Origin of the sequence: Echinicola jeungdonensis, from assembly GCF_030409905.1 — a bacterium.
Lineage (GTDB): Bacteria > Bacteroidota > Bacteroidia > Cytophagales > Cyclobacteriaceae > Echinicola > Echinicola jeungdonensis.
The window spans coordinates 902667-920305 of sequence record NZ_JAUFQT010000002.1 but is presented as its reverse complement, the minus strand read 5'-3'; the positions used below and the strand labels follow the sequence as shown (position 1 = coordinate 920305).

Genomic DNA, 17639 nt, shown 5'->3' with positions numbered 1-17639 from the left:
TTCGGGATTTGGGATGTGATGGATCTTGAACCTGAAAACTGTTCTTCCTATTAATCACAAATTGATCAAAGTTATGAGCTTTTTTACCAGAATAATGGTTGGCTTGGACCTAAGCGAAATGGATGATGAACTTATTGAATACGTCAGTAATTATGTAAAAGTGAACAAAAAGGTCAAAACCATTTATTTTGTCCATGTTGTCAATGATTTGGAATTGCCTGATAATATCCAGAAAAAATACGGTGACTTTTTGATTCCCAACGATGAAACTATCAAATATGAAATGAAGCAGGAAGTGAATAAATATCCTGATAGTTTCAATAATGTGGACATTCAATATGAAGTGCTGGAAGGCAGTCCATTGAAACAACTACTGCATTGGTCAAGGGTGAAATTGATAGAACTGATTATTGCCGGGAAAAAAATCCATGAAAGCGGCACAGGGATCGTGATGGAAAAATTGGCCCGAAAAAGCAAGTGTTCAATATTGTTTGTTACAGAAGGGCAAACAAGCCTTTTGCCCAGCAAAAAGGTGCTTATCCCAGTGGATTTTTCTAAAAGGACGGATAAAATAATAGAAGTTGTTAAGGAGCTTAACCACCAGGTTCCGGATTTGAAAATATTGGGGTTGAATGTAGTCAAAGTGCCGCACGGTTATTACAAAATAGGGAAATCTTTTGAGGAATTTTCCGAAATCATGGTCCAGAATGAAAAGGAAAATTGGGAAAAGTATAAAAACATTCATAAGCTGGACGACCTGGAAATAGAAATGCATTATGAGGTCAATAAAAGTGAAAATATTGCCAAAATAATTTTTGATTTTGCCCAACAAAGTGATGTTAGTTTGATCATTATGGCTTCAAAAGGGCAAACTGAAGCTTCAGTATTGTTGCTGGGAAGTGTGGCAGAAAAGTTGATTTCCTATGATTACCAAATTCCATTGTTATTGGTGAAAAACCCAGAAGATATAAATGATTTTTTCGATGCTTTGAAAAAAGTATAGAAGGAGGTTTGAAAGGGTTTGGAGAATTGGAATGTTGGAATGTTTTGAATTTTTGTTTTTGAATGTTCCTGATTAGGTAATAGATGTTAAAATCTTTTTGATAGGTTAAGATGTTGAGGATGCATGAACAGGTGCTAAAGGTTATAAACCCTATTCAGATCAATGGGGCTATCCAAGTTCTGTAGATGCAGTTTGGTTTTAGAAAGAAGTTTTCGTTGTGCTTTGCTTATTGGAGAACAAGGGCTTACACCATATGCAATCAAATTTTAGAGGAATTGAATTTGTTTGAAGAAAGTGATAATGGCTAAAAGCATGCAGGAATAGGAGATACAACCTATGAGATTTCAAATTACAAATCAATTCCCAGTTCAGCTTGGTATGTGATTGCAGGTAAGTGGAAGAATGTGGTTTGGAGGTGATAAAAATATTAACCTCCTTTTGAATTTGATTTTTTTAATTCTTCCAAAATTTCTTTTTGAACCTTAATAACTTCATTAATCCTAAACATCCAAGGTCCAATCCATCTTAATAATAAAATGATACCTACAAAGGCTAAAAGACATAAGAAAATGTTAAAAATCATAGAACCCATTACTTCAGATTGTAACAGGATGAAGAGTAAATTCTGCATGGCTAAAATATTGAAATTAGTAAAGTATTAAATAATTAGGAGAAATAAATTTTGGTTATTGAGTTAGTTAACTCAAATAAAAAGAGGGGATTTTAAATTAAGTAGTCAGTTTAGAGACTTTATTGTTCATTTTCTGAAAAAATGAATTTTGTGATTAATATGTGACTAGAAAAAGAAAAAGGCTTGCAAAAAACTGGTTTTTAGTTGTTTGCAAGCCTTATGGCAGAGAGTGGGGGATTCGAACCCCCGGTACGGTGTTATCCGTACGACAGTTTAGCAAACTGCTGGTTTAAGCCACTCACCCAACTCTCTATAATCTTATAAATATCCCCGCGACGGTTTATTTGCCGTGGCGTATGGTTAAAGCCATTCAGTGAAATATTTATTTTGTTCTCAAAGATAAAATTAAGCCTTTTGCTTAATGCTTCAAAATGTAGCTCATTTTATCCCCTTGAGCGATGCAAATATAAATGAATATTCTTCATTTTAACAAACTAAACCGCCCAATTAATGGCCGTTTTTTTAGATTATTTTTCAATTAAAGGTTAAGTTTCTGTTTGTCAGAAAGAAAAAATCTTAATCTTTTTGCAATTTATTTTATTCCGGAAAGGAAAGTGGGGTATTGTTTGTTTTTGTGGGAAAGCTTCGCCTTTTTAATGATCTTTATGGGTTGGTAAAATAGAAAATCAATTTGAAAAAAGGTGGATATAACGGTTTGATTTGTGCCACCCTTTTCGGCCAAACTGTGCCAGTCCTTTCGGTTTAAACCGTGCCAATTCCAGGGCAGATTTCGGTTCGAACCGTGCCACTTTTGAAAGATCAAGTTTAACCTGCTATATCGCCTGTAAAAAAGAGCGATATGGCCAACATACTTGATCCTATGGATATAAAGCAGATTTTCAGTTTACACAGGGACGGGCTCAGCAACCGGAAAATAGGTGCCGTACTGGGGATTTCCCGCAACACGGTCAACCAGTACATCTCCTGGCTTGCAGCCTCGGACTACGAAGTTGATGAGGTTCTGTCCCTTACCAGCGTTAAATTAAGGGAGCTGTTCCCTTCCCGCACAACCATAAAGAATGACAGGTTTGATGCCCTGATGCGTTATTTTGACCAAGGGAAAGCCGCCAGAAACCACCCGGGATTTACTTTTCTGCACCATTACGAGGAGTACAGGCAGCTTGTGGATTCTCCTTACAGCTATACGCAGTTCATGGAGCATTACCATAGAAAATATCCCAGGGAAGAGGGATCCATGAAGCTTGAACACCTTCCAGGCCATGAGGTGTTCATCGATTTTGCGGGCACAAAGATAGAAGTCGTGGACCGTGATACCGGGGAAGTCAAAAAGGCGGAAGTCTTTGTGTCAGTGCTTCCCTTCAGCCTGTTCACCTATGTAGAGGCATGTTGGAGCCAGAAACGTGAGGACCTTGTCCATTGCATGAACAACATGATGTGGTTTTTTGGGGGTGTCCCCAGGGCCGTGGTATCGGACAACCTAAAATCGGCGGTCAGCAGGGCCAGTAAATATGAACCGGAGATCAACCGTTCCCTTAAGGATTTTGCAAGGCACTATGATTGTGTCATCAATCCCACCAGGGCATACAGCCCCCAGGACAAAGCACTGGTCGAGAATGCGGTACAGCTGAGTTACCAGCGCATATACTATCCCCTTCGGGAGATGACCTTTTTTTCGATCCATGATCTGAACCGGGAGATAAGAAGGCTGTTGGAAAACTACAACAACATGCTTTTCCAGAGAAAGGAGGCCAGTAGAAGGGAGCTTTTCCAGTCCATGGAAAGGGAATGCCTGAAACCGCTTCCCACAGGCATATACCAGCTCAAGGACTATACCAGGGCAAAGGTCCAGAAGATAGGGTACGTCTACTTCTCCCCGGACAAAAGCTATTACAGTGTCCCGTATAGGTATATCGGAAAGTCCACCCAGATCCATTATACCAGGGACACCGTGGAAGTCTACCATTACCATGAAAGGATCGCCCTGCACAAAAGGAACGGGGCAAAGGGTTGCTACAACACCAACAGGGAACACCTCAGCAGTACACACAAAAAATACCTCGACTGGAGCCCGGACTACTTCAAGAAGCAGGCAGCTCCCTTGGGCTCCAATGTGGCCACATGTATCAGTGAACTTTTTATCGAATCAGATTACCCGGAAACGGCCTACAAAAGGGCACAGGGTATCATAAAGCTTGCAAAGCTTTATGGCAGGGAAAGACTGGACTCCGCATGTGGCAGGGCCATATATGCCAAGGCAATATCCTACCGCAGGATCAGGAACATACTTGAAAACAACCTGGACAAGGTCACCCCGGAAGAGCTGGACAAAAAAGAATCCCATATTCCCGACCACGAAAACATCAGGGGTGCATCCACTTACCAATAAACAAAACAATTATGAACAGTAACCAGACAGTAGAAAAACTCAGGCAGATGAGGCTCAGTGCCATGGCAGAGCTCCATCATCAACACATTGGCAGCAACAGGTTCGCCGACTTTACCGCCGATGAATACATCGCCCTACTGGCAGACCACGAATGGGAAGACCGGCAGAACAAGAAAATGGCCCGGTTGATCAAAAAGGCCGCTTTCAAACAGAAAGCATCCGTTGCCGACATCGATTACAGCCATAGCAGGAACCTTGACAAGAATATGTTCACCAGGCTTGCAGGGCTTGGCTTCGTGGACAAAAAAGAAAACATTATCATTACCGGACCTTCGGGGGTAGGGAAAAGCTATCTGGTACAGGCCCTGGGAAACCAGGCATGCCTGATGGGGTACAGGACAGTATACAGCAGCACCTCAAGGCTGCTGTCAAAACTCAAGCTCTCCAAAGCCGACGGAACCTACCTCAGGGAACTGAGGAAACTCCAGAACACCGACCTGCTCATACTCGACGACTTTGGGCTGCAGGCTTTTGATGCAACGGCAAGGGAAATAGTATTGGACATCATTGATGACAGGTTTACCGAAAAATCAACCCTTGTATCCTCCCAATTGCCAGTATCCACCTGGTACGATATCATTGGGGAAGGAACCATCGCAGATGCCATACTGGACAGACTGGTAAACTCTTCCCATAGAATAGACCTCAAAGGGGAATCTTTGAGAAAGGGAATCTTGAAAAATGAATAAAAATTAACCTACTTTAAATGATCTTTCTTAGTGGCACGGTTTGACCGAAATCACTGGCATGGTCAGACCGAAATAACCAAAAGGTTCTTTTTGTGCTTTTAAGGGTTAATAACTTGAAAACAAAGGATAAAGTAGTGCGTTGAATATAATATATCCAATATTGGTTTGTGATGGAAATGAGCATAAATATAGCAGAACCTTTTGAGCAGGGTTGGAAAAGAATTATCCTTGAACAGGTGGATTATGCCATTAAGCAATTGAAGGAAAATGAGGATAGGCATGATGCCATTCATGAGGTAAGAAAGGTGTTTAAAAAAGTCCGTGCTGCCCTGAGATTGGTTCGATCTGATATCAAATACTATAAAAAGGAAAATGTGTTTTTTAGGGATCAGGGAAGATTAATCTCAAAAATCAGGGATTATTCTTCTATCCAGGAAGCCTTAGCCAAACTAGAGGAAAGCAATACCCAGATAAAACATCAACCAACTTTTAATTCTCTTTTGATGGGAATTGTGGAGAGACGGGAAGCATTGGAAGAAGAAGTTTTAAAAAAAGACCATACTTTGGATCGCCTCCGGGAAAGCCTTGAAAAAAAACAAAAGGAAATCAATTCTTGGCCTGTCAAAATTAAAGGGTTTAAAACCATTGGAAAGGGAATTAAAAAGGTTTATAAAAGAGGAATGAAGGCAAGTAATAAAGCCAGAAGTTCCAGAAGGTCAACCGATTTTCATGAATGGAGGAAAAGGGCAAAATATTTGCAATATCAATTATTGATGTTAAAGCCTCTATGGCCAGATTTTATGGATGCCTGGAGCAATGAAATCCATGATTTAACGGATTTATTAGGTTTGGATCATGACTTGGCCCTTTTGGAATGGTTCATTAAAGAAGATGAAATGGTTTTCCCCTCAAAGGCGGAAGAGGAATGGTTTTATAACCAACTGCATCAGGCACAAAAGGAAATAAGGGTAAAGGCCATCCTTCAGGGTAAAAGGTGTTATTCCGAAGATACAGATCAGCTTCTCAACCGGCTTGAAAACTACTGGAAAGTTTACCAAGAAGAGGTGAATTGCAATGGTTAATTATGGAATCTTGTAACCAATTTAAATTGATTCATAACCTTATAAGTGGCCCTGGTAAGGTCTAAATTGATACTGGGTGAATGAATGTCGAAATTAGCCGAGGTATAACCCTGCCAGATAGTTTTGTTTTTCTTATAATCAATGACATAAATGATTAACATCCCCTCGTTTTCATAGTATTTGATGTTTTCATAATCTTCACCCACTTTTCTTTCTTCTTCCTCTTCTTCTTCCTCCTCGTCATTTTTATTCTTTTCCTCCTCTAGCAAAGCTAGCCTTTCTTTTCTTTCCTTCTCTTCTTTTTCCCTCAATTGGGCTTCTGTCAGGATTTCTACCCCCCGGGTAGTCAACCAATTGTCAAATTCAGGTTGGATATATCCGCGGTATTTTATTTGACTTAGAAATAATTTATAATATATGAGGATGTCAGGTTTGGTTTCTTGGTGCCTAAAACCTTGAGAGTTTAAACGGGAGGTGATCGTTCTGTCTATTATGGGGATTTGTTTAATACTGTCGGTACCAGTATCTTCCATAAATGCGAATGTTTTGTATTTTTTAAAATTCCCCCTATAGTCATAATCATATTCGGCAATAAAGTCCTTGGAGGAAAAACAAGCCGTACTAAGAAATAGGACCAATAAGATACATACCTGTGCTTTCTTCATGGCTATAATATTTTTAAGATAAACTGACCTTTTGTTCCTGGTATATTGCCCAGGGTTAATTCTTTTTACTGTGGTGGGTTTTTTGGGGATAACCTAAATTTGTAGGAGAAACCTAGCCTGTGTTTTTTGTTATCCTATTGAATATTAATTAATTAGACTGTTAAATCAAAATTAACAAGCCTTTAAAATAAGGTGGTGAAATAAAAGATTTGGATTTTCAATAGATATGCAATAAAAACTATTTTTGATCGTTGCATTGCAGCATAAGCTTTGGGGCAAATGTTAAACCTCAAGGTCTGGTCTGAACCGCATATATTCTGGATAGGGGAAAGCATGGATCAATTCCCCTGCTTCGATTCTTTTTTGGATTTCCTTCCAGTGGCCGGGATCAAATAGATTTTTATGGAATTCAAAGAAATAGGGTTTTACATCCGGTCTCCCAATCATAAACCGTTTAAAGTCCTCAGGAAAAACATCATTTTTTGAAATTTCATACCAAGGTTCCGAAGCATAAATTTGTTCATATGTCTGAGGTACTGGTTTTTCCCGGAAATTCATATTGGTAAGGAATTCAATCTCATCATAATCATAAAAGATAACCCGCTTTTGCCGGGTCACTCCAAAGTTTTTAGTCATCATATCACCCGGGAAAATATTGGCCTTGGCCAATTGTAAAATAGCATTCCCATATTCTTCCACAGCAAGTTTTGCATCCTCCTCATCACAAGTTTCCAGATACATATTCAGTGGGGTCAGCCTCCTTTCCGTATAAAGGTGTTTTATAATCAAGGTGTCTCCATCGATTTCAATAAGGCTATTGGCGGTGTTTTTTAATTCCTGCATCAGGTCTGGATGGATCCTGTCAAGTGGAAAGCGAAAATATTCAAATTCATGAGTGTCTGCCATTCTTCCCACCCGGTCATGAAGGGATACCAGTTTGTATTTGCTTTTAACCTCCTGTCGAGTCATGTTTTTGGGCGGGTCAAAATTATCTTTGATGACTTTAAAGACAATATTATAAGAAGGTAGAGTGAATACGGTCATGACCATTCCTTTAATCCCGGGTGCAGGAACAAATTTGTCATCGCTAATTTTAAGATGGTTGAGAAAATCCCTGTAAAACTCTGTTTTGCCATGTTTATTAAAACCAATGGCATTATAAAGTTCATAAACTTTTTTGTGGGTAATCACGGAGTTTAAAAAAGCCACAATTTGGGATGGAATTTCGATTTCCACCATAAAATAAGAACGGGTATAGCTGAATATGGCACTCATCAGGTTGGGATCGAAAATCAAGGTGTCCACGTATATCCCTTTGGGTCCATGCATAAATGGGATGATAAAAGGCATCCATTTTCCTCCCAAATATGTCCTTCCAATAAGGTATGCGGCTTTTTGCCGGTAAAAAACCTGTTTTAAGACTTGTGTAGTTGTATTCTCATCAATGGTATACCGGGAAAGAATTATTTCCCGCACACTCCTTACCAAAAATTGAATGTCTTTTTCTTTTTGGTAATAGGGGGCCTTAAAATCAAAATCTTCAATGATCTTTCTAATGATTTTTTGCAGCCCCCATTGGGAAGGGTAATTATAAAATAGGGGTTCCTGAGGATGGATATCACAAGAGTCATAGCCTTCATGGACAAACATCAAATCCTCGTCAATGGACAAACCTGAAACGGTTTTCCGAATGACCGAATTAAAAAAAGATTCGGCAAGCTCCTTATCTTTCCTATCAGCTATTACCTGGGAAAATTGCTGTTTGACCTCAAACCAAAAATCATGGTTCTTAATGGATTCTCCAAAAATGGATTTCAACCTAAAAACCAGGTCATTGACCTTGTCCTTGTACAGTCTTAACCTTTGCCGGTGATTAAGCTGGACCCCATCCCAGTCTCTTTCCCTAAAATAAATGGGGGCCAATTTGGTGTGTTCCTTAAATGCCTCCATGTAAATGGAATAATCCTCTAAAATTTCGGATACGGTAGATTGGCAGTCGGTGGCATTCATGATAGGGAAATGAAAATTGGTTATCGGTCTTAATTTGGGAAACCATATTATTAATGGGGGAGGTAGAAAACAAGTAGAGAAACATTTTATTTAATAAATTCTAATACCAGGCACCAATTATTGGCCAATTTAATTGGGGGTTGTCCATTTTAATTGCTGAAAACTATGCTGGTTTGTACCGGTAATTTTTTCAAATTTATTTCTAATGCAATCGTTTGTTTGTAGTATGAGAATTATTTTTTACCTTTCCGTGAAGTTATTCAGTACTTGAATAATTCAACAATAGGTTTAATAGGTTTGATAGTAAAAAAGGTTCGGACAATGTTCGAACCTTTTTTGTTTTAATTGGCCAAATAAACCCAATGGTTAATAAAAATTTTGTCAGAAAGATGGGCTTCAGTCCATCAATTCAGTAATAAGAAATCCTTGCTTCTTATTAAATACCCTTTTTTAAACCACTGATTTTAAATGAACTGTATTTTTTTGGTGAAATCTGGGCTGGTTATTAATGGTTTTTTAAAAGTACAACTTAATTTTAGGTGGAGTTAAGGCTAACCGAGTCCATTTGCATAGAAAAATTAATAATCTTACTTTTTGAAATGAATTGGGAAGAAATCATAAATACCTTAACCTTAAAATTAAAGGATCCTTTACCAGGCCGTAAGGGGCAAATTAGTATGGCTCCGAGACCAGTGGATGAAGCCCGGTTTAGCCATCCAAAAGGGGGCAAAGCCAGAATTGGTGCCGTCATGATTTTGCTATATCCAGAGCAAAACCGATGTATGGTTCCATTTATCAAAAGGCCCGTATATGAAGGAGTGCATAGCGGCCAAGTTGCTTTCCCTGGAGGGAAATGGGAGGAAACCGATCAAAATTTAAAAGAAACTGCCTTACGGGAAACGGAGGAAGAAATCGGGGTAAAAGGTAAAGAAATTGCTTTAATAGGAAGGCTGTCAGATTTATATATTCCTCCAAGCAATTTTTTGGTTTCCCCCTATATAGGTTACATCCCCTATAAACCTGTTTTTGATCCGGACCCTAAGGAAGTAAGCAGTATCATCCATTGTGATTTTGATACCCTGGTAGACCGGGCCAATAGGAAACAAAAGAAACTTCAACTTCAATCAGGCTACGCCGTGGATGCCCCATATTTTGATATCCACCAAGAAATAGTTTGGGGAGCGACTGCTATGATGTTAGGAGAATTGATGGAGGTCTGGGAAAAGTAAAGTATTGGCCATCATAATTTCCTTCAGTAGCTCTTTTTTCTAAATCTAATCGTTAAATAATTTACCGCTATAAAATAAATGCAAGAATCCACACCTCTGGTTACAAATGATGCTGTTGTTTTGGGAATTTTATTAGGCATCCTTGGTTTTGTTTTTTCAACTGCCAGTAGCCAAAAACTTTTTTGGAAGAAATTTTACCGGGTAGTCCCTACTGTGTTGCTCTGTTATTTTATCCCTTCTATTCTAAATTCTGCTGGGATTATTTCCGGAAAAAGTAGTCAATTGTACCATATGGCCTCCCGGTATTTGTTACCGGCATCATTGGTGTTATTGACTTTGTGTATTGACCTGAAATCCATTTTAAAACTAGGCCCTAAAGCCCTGATGATGTTTTTGGCAGGTAGTTTTGGAATTGTTTTGGGCGGCCCAATTGCGGTTTTGGTGGTTTCTACAGTAGACCCAAATGTGGTGGGGGGGACAGGTCCAGAAGAAGTTTGGAGGGGACTGGCCACCATAGCAGGAAGTTGGATTGGAGGTGGTGCCAACCAAACAGCCATGCTTAAAACCTTTGGAGCTAGCCCAGCATTGTTCAGTCAAATGATTGCCGTGGATGTAGTTATTGCCAATTTGTGGTTGGCCTTCCTATTGTATTGGGCAGCAAAACCAAAGCAAATAGATAAATTATTTAAAGCAGATAGCTCCGCCATAGAAGAACTTAAAAAAAAGGTTGAGGCTTACCGTGGAAGCATAATGAAAATCCCCAGTATGGCTGACACTTTTATGGTTTTGGGAGTTGGTTTTGGCATCACAGGATTGGCCCATGCTGCTGCCGACATATTGGCCCCATGGATAGGAAGCAATTATCCTCAATGGTCCCATTATAGTTTAGACTCCCCTTTCTTTTGGATTGTAGTGATAGCAACTACCGGGGGACTGGGTTTGTCTTTTACAAAGGCCCGAAGATTGGAAGGGGCAGGGGCTTCCAGGATAGGAAGTGTTCTGTTATACGTATTGGTGGCTACAGTGGGAATGCAAATGGATTTGCTTTCTATTTTTGATAATCTTACTTTGTTTTTAGTAGGCCTCATCTGGATGTTGGTGCATGTTTCAATTATGTTAGTAGTGGCCTATTGGATCAAAGCACCGTTTTTCTTTATTGCGGTAGGGTCTCAGGCCAATATAGGTGGGGCAGCTTCGGCACCCATTGTTGCTTCGGCCTTTAACCCTTCATTGGCCCCTGTGGGCGTCCTTTTAGCCGTTTTTGGTTATGCGGTAGGAACCTATGGAGCTTATTTGTGTGGAATATTGTTACAAATGGTATCTAATATGTAGTGGTTTTATGGCTGTTTACCGAAAATTTATCTTTGTCTGTACCGGTTCTGATTGTAAAAAAAATGGTTGCAAAGGACTTCTAAAGGAGGCAAAGGAAGTTATCAAACATGATGATCATAAAGGGAAATACAAATTGATCAAAACCAAATGCATGGACTTCTGCAAATCCGGCCCTATCTTGGTTTATAATAATGAAGTGATCAAGAGATGTGATAAGGGAAAAATGAAAGAGGTCCTTAATAAGGGCTAATTTGTGATTTTTGGGTTTTCTCCTTTGACTTGGTTAACCAAATTTCAAAGAAAACCAAAAAAAAGGCCCTCAAGGAAAAGGGCCTTTTTGGGATCCCAGTTTTATCCTTTCTTTTCTATAAAAACAGCTGTACCACTGGCAGTGACCATCAACATTCCATCCCGGATGGTTTCATAGTCCAGGTCAACCCCAACTATGGCATTGCCACCGTAAGATTGGGCTTGTATCTCCATTTCTGCCAATGCAGTGGATTTGGCCTCCTTTAATACTCGCTCATAGGTGCCTGATCTTCCCCCAACAATATCAGTAATGCTGGCAAAAAAGTCCCTGAATACATTGGCACCGATGATAGTTTCACCTGTGACAATGCCGCAATATTTAGTTATCTCATGGCCTTCTACATTAGGAGTGGTTGTAGTTATCATTTGGATTTTGTTTTGGTGAAAAATTATTTGGTTTCGATAATACACATTCCAACCAAATTATCCAATTTCGGAATGGTAACCCACTAGTTGAATTGTTATGGAATCAATTAGAAGCCCTGCCAAAGTTTATTTTTAGAGAATTTTTAAATCTTGGGATAGTTTTTTTTAGGTAGTAGGAAAAAATAATTTAGGGTTTATCCCCACCGATTTACTTGAATCAAATAAGTGTCGTTAAGTGGATATGGTATTTCTGGTATTGAAACAGGTATAATCATTTGACCCGAACGGCTTTGGACTGTCAACTTTTGTCCATTCACCTTCGTACACATTTTTTGTAATTTCTATAGGCCTAATCCATAATATTACCCTTATTTTTGTGGTTAAACTGCAGCCCATGAGAATAGCCTTATTGATTCTTTTCTCCTTTTTTTTCAGCACCTGGGTAAAAGCCCAGGTGGATAACCATTACCAGCGGTCCAGCCTTTATTTTTATTATGGAACTTCCGGTGGCAACTTGAGGGATTTTGATGAGATGCTGGAATCCCGAGGGGCAGAGGAGCTTAAGAATAACTACCACACTTTTGGGATGGGATACCAAAACCGTTTCAATGATTTTATTTTGGGGGCTGAGATTTACCAAAATAATGGGGTGGGAATGAATTTCAGGGATTACAAAATTGATTACCGTACCACCCGCATATTTCTTAACGTAGGTTATTCCTTTACTGAAGAAGGCAAATTTCACCTGATCCATTACATGTCCATGGGCTTAGGCAGTCTTAATTTTGAAATGCTGCAGCATAGGGAACCTGAAAGTATCAATGATTTCCTGACAGACCCTGCCAGGGGTTATATTTTAAGGAAAAATAACTTGCATAAAGGAAGTCAATATTTTGGGGTTTTCTTGACCGAAATAGGATTTCAGATGGGGTATGACCTTATCTTTCCCCCTTATGAGGAGGTGATTACATTGATGAGCAAATTTGGTTATTCCTTTAATCCTTTTGAGGATTCCTGGGTAAAACAGGGAGTTTCTTTTGACAATATCCAAAGTGGGGCATTTTTTAGGATTGGAGCTGGGATATCACTTCCAAAGTCTAATTACTTTTACCGGGATGCATCCTTGTCAGCCCAATTAATTTATGGGTTGCATTTTACCAGGCCTAGCGAATTAAACCAACTATTGGAACAACATGGATGGCGTACTTTTTCTGGGATTCCCAAAAACTGGGGGGCTAAGATTTTGGGTGAAAACCGAGGGAATTTATATGGTGTAGATCTTTATAACCTGGCCTTGTCCAACCAGGCCTCTGATGTTTATGAGCAAACGCTTAATAGCATTCGGATATATGGGAATATTGGTAAAAAACTGTATGAAAGAAAGAACTTTGAATTGAGCCTCTTGGGAGGGTTAGGCTATGGACAATTGCGGTATTCCATGTTGCACTTGAGGAAGTTGGATTTTCCGGGATTGATGGACATTCCTAATTATGATGGAGAACTTAAAAAAGGGGGATTAATGGCCAAGCCTGAGTTTATCCTGGCCTATGCCATGCCACTTTCCAAGAAAAAATCTTTAGATATAATTTATTCTGTAAATGCGGGTTATGAGATGCCAATAGGAAATTATAAATTAGCAGATCTGAAAATGACCCAATTTATGAATGGCCCTTATGTCCAATTTGGATTGGGGGTAAGGCCATAAATGACCCAACTGCAAAATAGCCGGGAAAGCGTGAATTCATTTCAATCATTATCGATAAATAATGAATTCATTCTCGATGGGATAGGACAATAAATGGAAATTATTTGTTTCAATGTAACTAAAATCCATTAATTCCTGTTACCTTTGAAGTTGCTTATCGAGAAAGACCGAGGGAAGGGCCCTATGACGTCTTAGCAACCTGAAAACAAGGTGCTAACTCCCATCCTGATGCCACAGGAAAAGATGAGCGGTAGATAAATTACCCATTTTTCTCCCGGTTCTTTGCTCGATATGGTCCTTAAATAAAAAATGAGCATGAATACGAGAACCGATATATTACTCGAACAACTTCAAAAGAAAATATTAGTACTGGATGGAGCCATGGGCACCATGATCCAGCGCTATCAATTGGAGGAAAAAGATTTCCGTACCCCTGCCTTAGAAAGTCATCCAAAGGAATTGAAGGGGAATAATGATTTGCTTTCGCTTAGTAGACCTGACGTGGTCAGGGAAATTCACTTGGCTTATTTGGAGGCAGGTTCGGACATCATAGAAACCAATACTTTTAGTAGTACCTCTATAGCCCAGGAAGATTATGGACTGGAGCATTTGGCCTATGAACTCAATTTTGAATCTGCTAAAATTGCCAAAGAAGCGGCATTAGAATGCAGCCAAAAAACTCCCCAAAAGCCCCGTTTTGTAGCCGGTGCAATTGGGCCGACCAACAGGACTGCCTCCATTTCACCTGATGTCAACGATCCGGGTTACAGGGCAATTACCTTTGACCAATTGGCTGAAGCTTATACCGAACAGGTAAAAGGCCTATTGGATGGTGGTTCAGACTTGCTCTTGGTGGAGACTATTTTTGATACCTTGAATGCCAAGGCAGCCTTATATGCCATTCAGGAGGTTTTTGAAGAAAGGGATTTGCCCTTGGATCCAAAAGATGGGGGAATCCCAATAATGATTTCCGGAACCATTACAGATGCTTCCGGAAGAACGCTTTCTGGACAGACCACGGAAGCGTTTTTGATTTCGGTTTCCCATGTTCCTTTGATCAGTGTTGGTTTGAATTGTGCTTTGGGAGCAGAAGACCTTAGGCCATATCTAAAAGTATTAGCGGAAAAGGCACCGTTTTTTGTAAGTGCTTACCCTAATGCGGGGCTTCCCAATGAATTTGGACAATATGACCAAACAGCTGAGGAAATGGCCGGCCAGGTGGAGGAATTCTTAAAAGAGGGCATGATCAATATCCTTGGAGGTTGTTGTGGGACCACCCCTGAACATATCAAAAAATTGGCGGATTTGAGCGAAGGCTATTCGCCTAGGAAATTAGAAGAAGAACAAAAAGCAGAAGTATAACCAGTATGGTTAATATAAAAAAAGACAGCCATTTGAAGCTTTCCGGCTTGGAACCTTTAGTTTTTACGCCGGAATTGAATTTTGTTAATATTGGAGAACGGACCAATGTGACCGGATCCAAAAAATTTGCCAGGTTGATCCTCAATGGACAGTTTGATGAGGCATTGGAAGTGGCTCTCGATCAGGTCCGAGGCGGAGCCCAGGTGTTGGATGTTTGTATGGATGAGGGGATGCTGGATGGAGAAGCTGCCATGGTCCAATTCCTAAATTTGATTGCATCTGAACCTGAAATCAGTAAAATTCCAATAGTGGTGGATAGTTCCAAATGGAACATCATTGTGGCGGGTCTAAAGTGTATTCAGGGTAAAGGAATCGTTAACTCCATCAGTTTGAAAAATGGGGAAGAGGAGTTTATCCACCAAGCCAAGACCATCAAAAAGTTTGGGGCAGCAGTTGTGGTGATGGCTTTTGATGAAATTGGCCAGGCGGATTCTTACCAAAGAAGAATAGACATATGTAAGCGGAGTTATGATATCCTTACCAAAGTAGTGAAATTCAATCCACAGGATATCATTTTTGACCCCAATATTTTCCCGGTGGCAACTGGGATGGAAGAACACCGGACCAATGCCATTGACTTTTTTAAGGCCACCAAATGGATCAAAGAAAACCTTCCCGGTGCAAAAGTAAGTGGAGGGGTCAGCAATGTAAGTTTTTCTTTCCGGGGTAATAATCCGGTAAGGGAAGCCATGCATGCTGCCTTCCTTTATCATGCGATCCAACATGGAATGGATATGGGAATTGTCAATCCCACTATGTTGGAGATTTATGATGATATTCCAAAGGATCTTTTGGAACATGTGGAGGACGTGTTATGGGATAGAAGGGAAGATGCAACCGAGAGATTATTGTCCTTTGCAGAAACAGTAAAGTCTTCCGGTAAAAAGGAAGTCGTAAATGAAGCCTGGAGGTCCGAGCCCGTTTCCAAAAGGATTGAACATTCCTTGGTGAAAGGGATTATCGACCATATAGTGGATGATGCAGAGGAGGCAAGACAGGAATTGAAATATCCATTGAAGGTGATTGAAGGGCCATTAATGGATGGAATGAATGTAGTGGGTGACCTGTTTGGGTCTGGAAAAATGTTTTTGCCACAAGTGGTAAAATCCGCCAGGGTGATGAAAAAAGCGGTAGCCTATTTGGAGCCTTTCATGCCAAAAGCTGGAGAAGAAGGTTATGAAGAGGGAAAAAGCTCCATCAAAAAAGTACTGTTGGCTACTGTAAAAGGTGACGTTCACGATATTGGGAAAAATATTGTAGGGGTGGTACTGGCTTGTAACAGTTACCAGATTATTGACCTTGGGGTGATGGTGGATGCACAAAAGATCATTGATGAAGCTATAAAGAACGATGTTGATATAATTGGCTTAAGTGGACTGATCACCCCATCGCTGGACGAAATGGTCAATGTGGCTTCTGAAATGGAGCGGCAAGGAATGACTACCCCTTTGCTTATTGGTGGGGCAACCACTAGTAAAATCCACACCGCAGTAAAGATAGACCCTGTTTACAGTGGTACGGTTGTCCATGTTTTGGATGCTTCCAAATCTGTTCCTGTTGCAGGAGAGTCCATTAGTGATGAAACCGCCGAAAGCTTTCATAATAAGATGAAGGCTAACTATAAAGAGCTAAGGGAAGCTCATGAAGCCAAACAACAAAATAAAAAAATGGCTACTTATGAGGATGCCAAGGCTAATGCTACTGTTATAGATTGGGAAAATTACAAACCGGTAAAACCTACCAAATTAGGGGAAACAGTTTTGGATCTGGACTTGAAAACTCTTAGGAATTACATTGACTGGACACCGTTCTTTAGTACATGGATGCTTTCCGGTAAATTTCCCAAAATTTTCGAAGATAAGGTGGTAGGGAAAGAGGCTAAAAAACTCTATGATGAAGCCAATGCCATGCTAGATAAAGCCATTGAGGAAAAGTGGTTGGCTGCTAAAGCAGTAGTAGGTTTATACCCGGTGAGGCGAATGGGTGATGATTTGATTGTTTTGGATGAAAATTTCAACGAAACCTCATTTGAATTTCATTTCCTAAGACAACAGGGTAAAAAAGGAAAAGGTGTTCCAAATCGTTCCTTAATAGATTTCCTTCATCCTGACCAAGTTGATTATTTCGGTGGGTTTGCCGTGACCGCAGGTTTGAACATGGAGGAAAAAGTAGCCGAATTTAAGGCCAATGGGGATGATTATAATGAAATCATGTTCAAAGCCCTTGGAGACCGCCTGGCAGAAGCAGCTGCCGAATATATGCATGAAGTGGTACGGAAAGACCTTTGGGGATATGCAGACAAAGAAAACTTTGAAAATGAAGATTTGATCAAAGAGGCTTATTCCGGCATTAGGCCTGCACCTGGTTATCCGGCCTGTCCAGAACATTCCGAAAAAATTACCCTTTTTAATTTGCTCCGTGCCGAGGATAATATTGGGGTCAATTTGACGGAAAGTTTTGCCATGGTACCGACTTCCTCTGTCAGTGGATTCTATTTTGCCAATCCGGAAAGTAAATACTTTGGACTGGGTAAAATCGGAGAGGACCAAGTGGCCAGTTATGCTAAAAGAAAAGGGGTAAGTAAAGAACAGGCCGAAAAATGGCTGTCACCAAATTTGGCTTACCAACCTAAATTGAAACCTGTGGTAAAATAATTTTCCATTGAGAAAAACCATGACATACATGGATCATTATTACAGATTTTTGAGGTTTGTTCCATGCATGACAGC

13 protein-coding genes, 1 tRNA gene and 1 riboswitch are annotated in these 17639 nt (G+C 40.0%); of the genes, 10 read left to right on the top strand and 4 right to left on the bottom strand.

Annotated elements, in window-relative coordinates:
• The first annotated feature begins 73 nt into the window (after nt 1-73).
• The gene (locus tag QWY93_RS17245; protein WP_290249654.1) at nt 74-1003 is read left to right on the top strand and encodes a universal stress protein; all 930 of its coding nucleotides are present in this window, start codon (nt 74-76) and stop codon (nt 1001-1003) included.
• Between the two features lie 851 nt (nt 1004-1854).
• On the opposite strand, the gene QWY93_RS17240 is transcribed toward QWY93_RS17245, so the two are convergent.
• Nucleotides 1855-1946, bottom strand: a tRNA-Ser gene (locus QWY93_RS17240).
• Nucleotides 1947-2493: 547 nt separating this feature from the next.
• On the opposite strand from QWY93_RS17240, the gene istA reads away from it, so the two are divergent.
• The 3 genes from istA to QWY93_RS17225 all read left to right on the top strand — a co-directional run bounded on the left by istA (nt 2494) and on the right by QWY93_RS17225 (nt 5872).
• Nucleotides 2494-4041 carry an IS21 family transposase gene (istA, locus tag QWY93_RS17235; RefSeq protein ID WP_290249173.1) on the top strand — a complete coding sequence of 516 codons (1548 nt, stop codon included), beginning with the start codon at nt 2494-2496 and terminating at the stop codon, nt 4039-4041.
• Between the two features lie 11 nt (nt 4042-4052).
• Nucleotides 4053-4790: an IS21-like element helper ATPase IstB gene (gene istB, locus QWY93_RS17230; protein WP_290246385.1), complete on the top strand. Its 738-nt coding sequence runs from the start codon at nt 4053-4055 to the stop codon at nt 4788-4790.
• 176 nt (nt 4791-4966) lie between these two features.
• Complete coding sequence (locus tag QWY93_RS17225; RefSeq protein WP_290249653.1) at nt 4967-5872, top strand: CHAD domain-containing protein; 906 nt, start codon at nt 4967-4969, stop codon at nt 5870-5872.
• On the opposite strand, the gene QWY93_RS17220 is transcribed toward QWY93_RS17225, so the two are convergent.
• Both QWY93_RS17220 and aceK read right to left on the bottom strand, forming a co-directional pair.
• Complete coding sequence (locus QWY93_RS17220) at nt 5869-6537, bottom strand: DUF4136 domain-containing protein (protein WP_290249652.1); 669 nt, start codon at nt 6535-6537, stop codon at nt 5869-5871. The genes QWY93_RS17225 and QWY93_RS17220 overlap by 4 nt on opposite strands.
• A gap of 282 nt (nt 6538-6819) precedes the next feature.
• Entirely contained in the window at nt 6820-8547 is a 1728-nt protein-coding gene (gene aceK / locus QWY93_RS17215) for a bifunctional isocitrate dehydrogenase kinase/phosphatase (RefSeq protein ID WP_290249651.1), read from the bottom strand.
• 677 nt (nt 8548-9224) lie between these two features.
• On the opposite strand from aceK, the gene QWY93_RS17210 reads away from it, so the two are divergent.
• The 3 genes from QWY93_RS17210 to QWY93_RS17200 all read left to right on the top strand — a co-directional run bounded on the left by QWY93_RS17210 (nt 9225) and on the right by QWY93_RS17200 (nt 11358).
• Entirely contained in the window at nt 9225-9776 is a 552-nt protein-coding gene (locus QWY93_RS17210; protein WP_353959662.1) for an NUDIX hydrolase, read from the top strand.
• A gap of 78 nt (nt 9777-9854) precedes the next feature.
• On the top strand, nt 9855-11108 hold the full coding sequence (locus QWY93_RS17205) for a DUF819 family protein (protein ID WP_290249649.1): 1254 nt from the start codon (nt 9855-9857) through the stop codon (nt 11106-11108).
• A 7-nt stretch (nt 11109-11115) separates the two neighbouring features.
• On the top strand, nt 11116-11358 hold the full coding sequence (locus tag QWY93_RS17200; protein WP_290249648.1) for a (2Fe-2S) ferredoxin domain-containing protein: 243 nt from the start codon (nt 11116-11118) through the stop codon (nt 11356-11358).
• Nucleotides 11359-11459: 101 nt separating this feature from the next.
• Here QWY93_RS17200 and QWY93_RS17195 read toward each other — a convergent pair whose 3' ends face one another.
• Nucleotides 11460-11783 carry a YbjQ family protein gene (locus tag QWY93_RS17195; RefSeq protein ID WP_290249647.1) on the bottom strand — a complete coding sequence of 108 codons (324 nt, stop codon included), beginning with the start codon at nt 11781-11783 and terminating at the stop codon, nt 11460-11462.
• A 394-nt stretch (nt 11784-12177) separates the two neighbouring features.
• On the opposite strand from QWY93_RS17195, the gene QWY93_RS17190 reads away from it, so the two are divergent.
• From QWY93_RS17190 to metH, 3 genes are all read left to right on the top strand, one after another.
• Nucleotides 12178-13488 carry a hypothetical protein gene (locus QWY93_RS17190; protein WP_290249646.1) on the top strand — a complete coding sequence of 437 codons (1311 nt, stop codon included), beginning with the start codon at nt 12178-12180 and terminating at the stop codon, nt 13486-13488.
• 151 nt (nt 13489-13639) lie between these two features.
• A riboswitch (SAM riboswitch) is annotated at nt 13640-13738 on the top strand.
• A gap of 65 nt (nt 13739-13803) precedes the next feature.
• Nucleotides 13804-14850, top strand: a complete 1047-nt coding sequence (locus tag QWY93_RS17185) for a homocysteine S-methyltransferase family protein (protein ID WP_290249645.1) — start codon at nt 13804-13806, stop codon at nt 14848-14850.
• 5 nt (nt 14851-14855) lie between these two features.
• Nucleotides 14856-17564: a methionine synthase gene (gene metH / locus QWY93_RS17180; RefSeq protein ID WP_290249644.1), complete on the top strand. Its 2709-nt coding sequence runs from the start codon at nt 14856-14858 to the stop codon at nt 17562-17564.
• Nucleotides 17565-17639: the final 75 nt, after the last annotated feature.

Excerpts from the sequence above, each read along its gene's own strand:
- QWY93_RS17245 (WP_290249654.1), top strand. The coding sequence starts at position 74 with ATGAGCTTTTTTACCAGAATAATGGTTGGCTTGGACCTAAGCGAAATG.
- istA (WP_290249173.1), top strand. The coding sequence starts at position 2,494 with ATGGCCAACATACTTGATCCTATGGATATAAAGCAGATTTTCAGTTTA.
- istB (WP_290246385.1), top strand. The coding sequence starts at position 4,053 with ATGAACAGTAACCAGACAGTAGAAAAACTCAGGCAGATGAGGCTCAGT.
- QWY93_RS17225 (WP_290249653.1), top strand. The coding sequence starts at position 4,967 with ATGAGCATAAATATAGCAGAACCTTTTGAGCAGGGTTGGAAAAGAATT.
- QWY93_RS17220 (WP_290249652.1), bottom strand. The coding sequence starts at position 6,537 with ATGAAGAAAGCACAGGTATGTATCTTATTGGTCCTATTTCTTAGTACG.
- aceK (WP_290249651.1), bottom strand. The coding sequence starts at position 8,547 with ATGAATGCCACCGACTGCCAATCTACCGTATCCGAAATTTTAGAGGAT.
- QWY93_RS17210 (WP_353959662.1), top strand. The coding sequence starts at position 9,225 with ATGGCTCCGAGACCAGTGGATGAAGCCCGGTTTAGCCATCCAAAAGGG.
- QWY93_RS17205 (WP_290249649.1), top strand. The coding sequence starts at position 9,855 with ATGCAAGAATCCACACCTCTGGTTACAAATGATGCTGTTGTTTTGGGA.
- QWY93_RS17200 (WP_290249648.1), top strand. The coding sequence starts at position 11,116 with ATGGCTGTTTACCGAAAATTTATCTTTGTCTGTACCGGTTCTGATTGT.
- QWY93_RS17195 (WP_290249647.1), bottom strand. The coding sequence starts at position 11,783 with ATGATAACTACAACCACTCCTAATGTAGAAGGCCATGAGATAACTAAA.
- QWY93_RS17190 (WP_290249646.1), top strand. The coding sequence starts at position 12,178 with ATGAGAATAGCCTTATTGATTCTTTTCTCCTTTTTTTTCAGCACCTGG.
- QWY93_RS17185 (WP_290249645.1), top strand. The coding sequence starts at position 13,804 with ATGAATACGAGAACCGATATATTACTCGAACAACTTCAAAAGAAAATA.
- metH (WP_290249644.1), top strand. The coding sequence starts at position 14,856 with ATGGTTAATATAAAAAAAGACAGCCATTTGAAGCTTTCCGGCTTGGAA.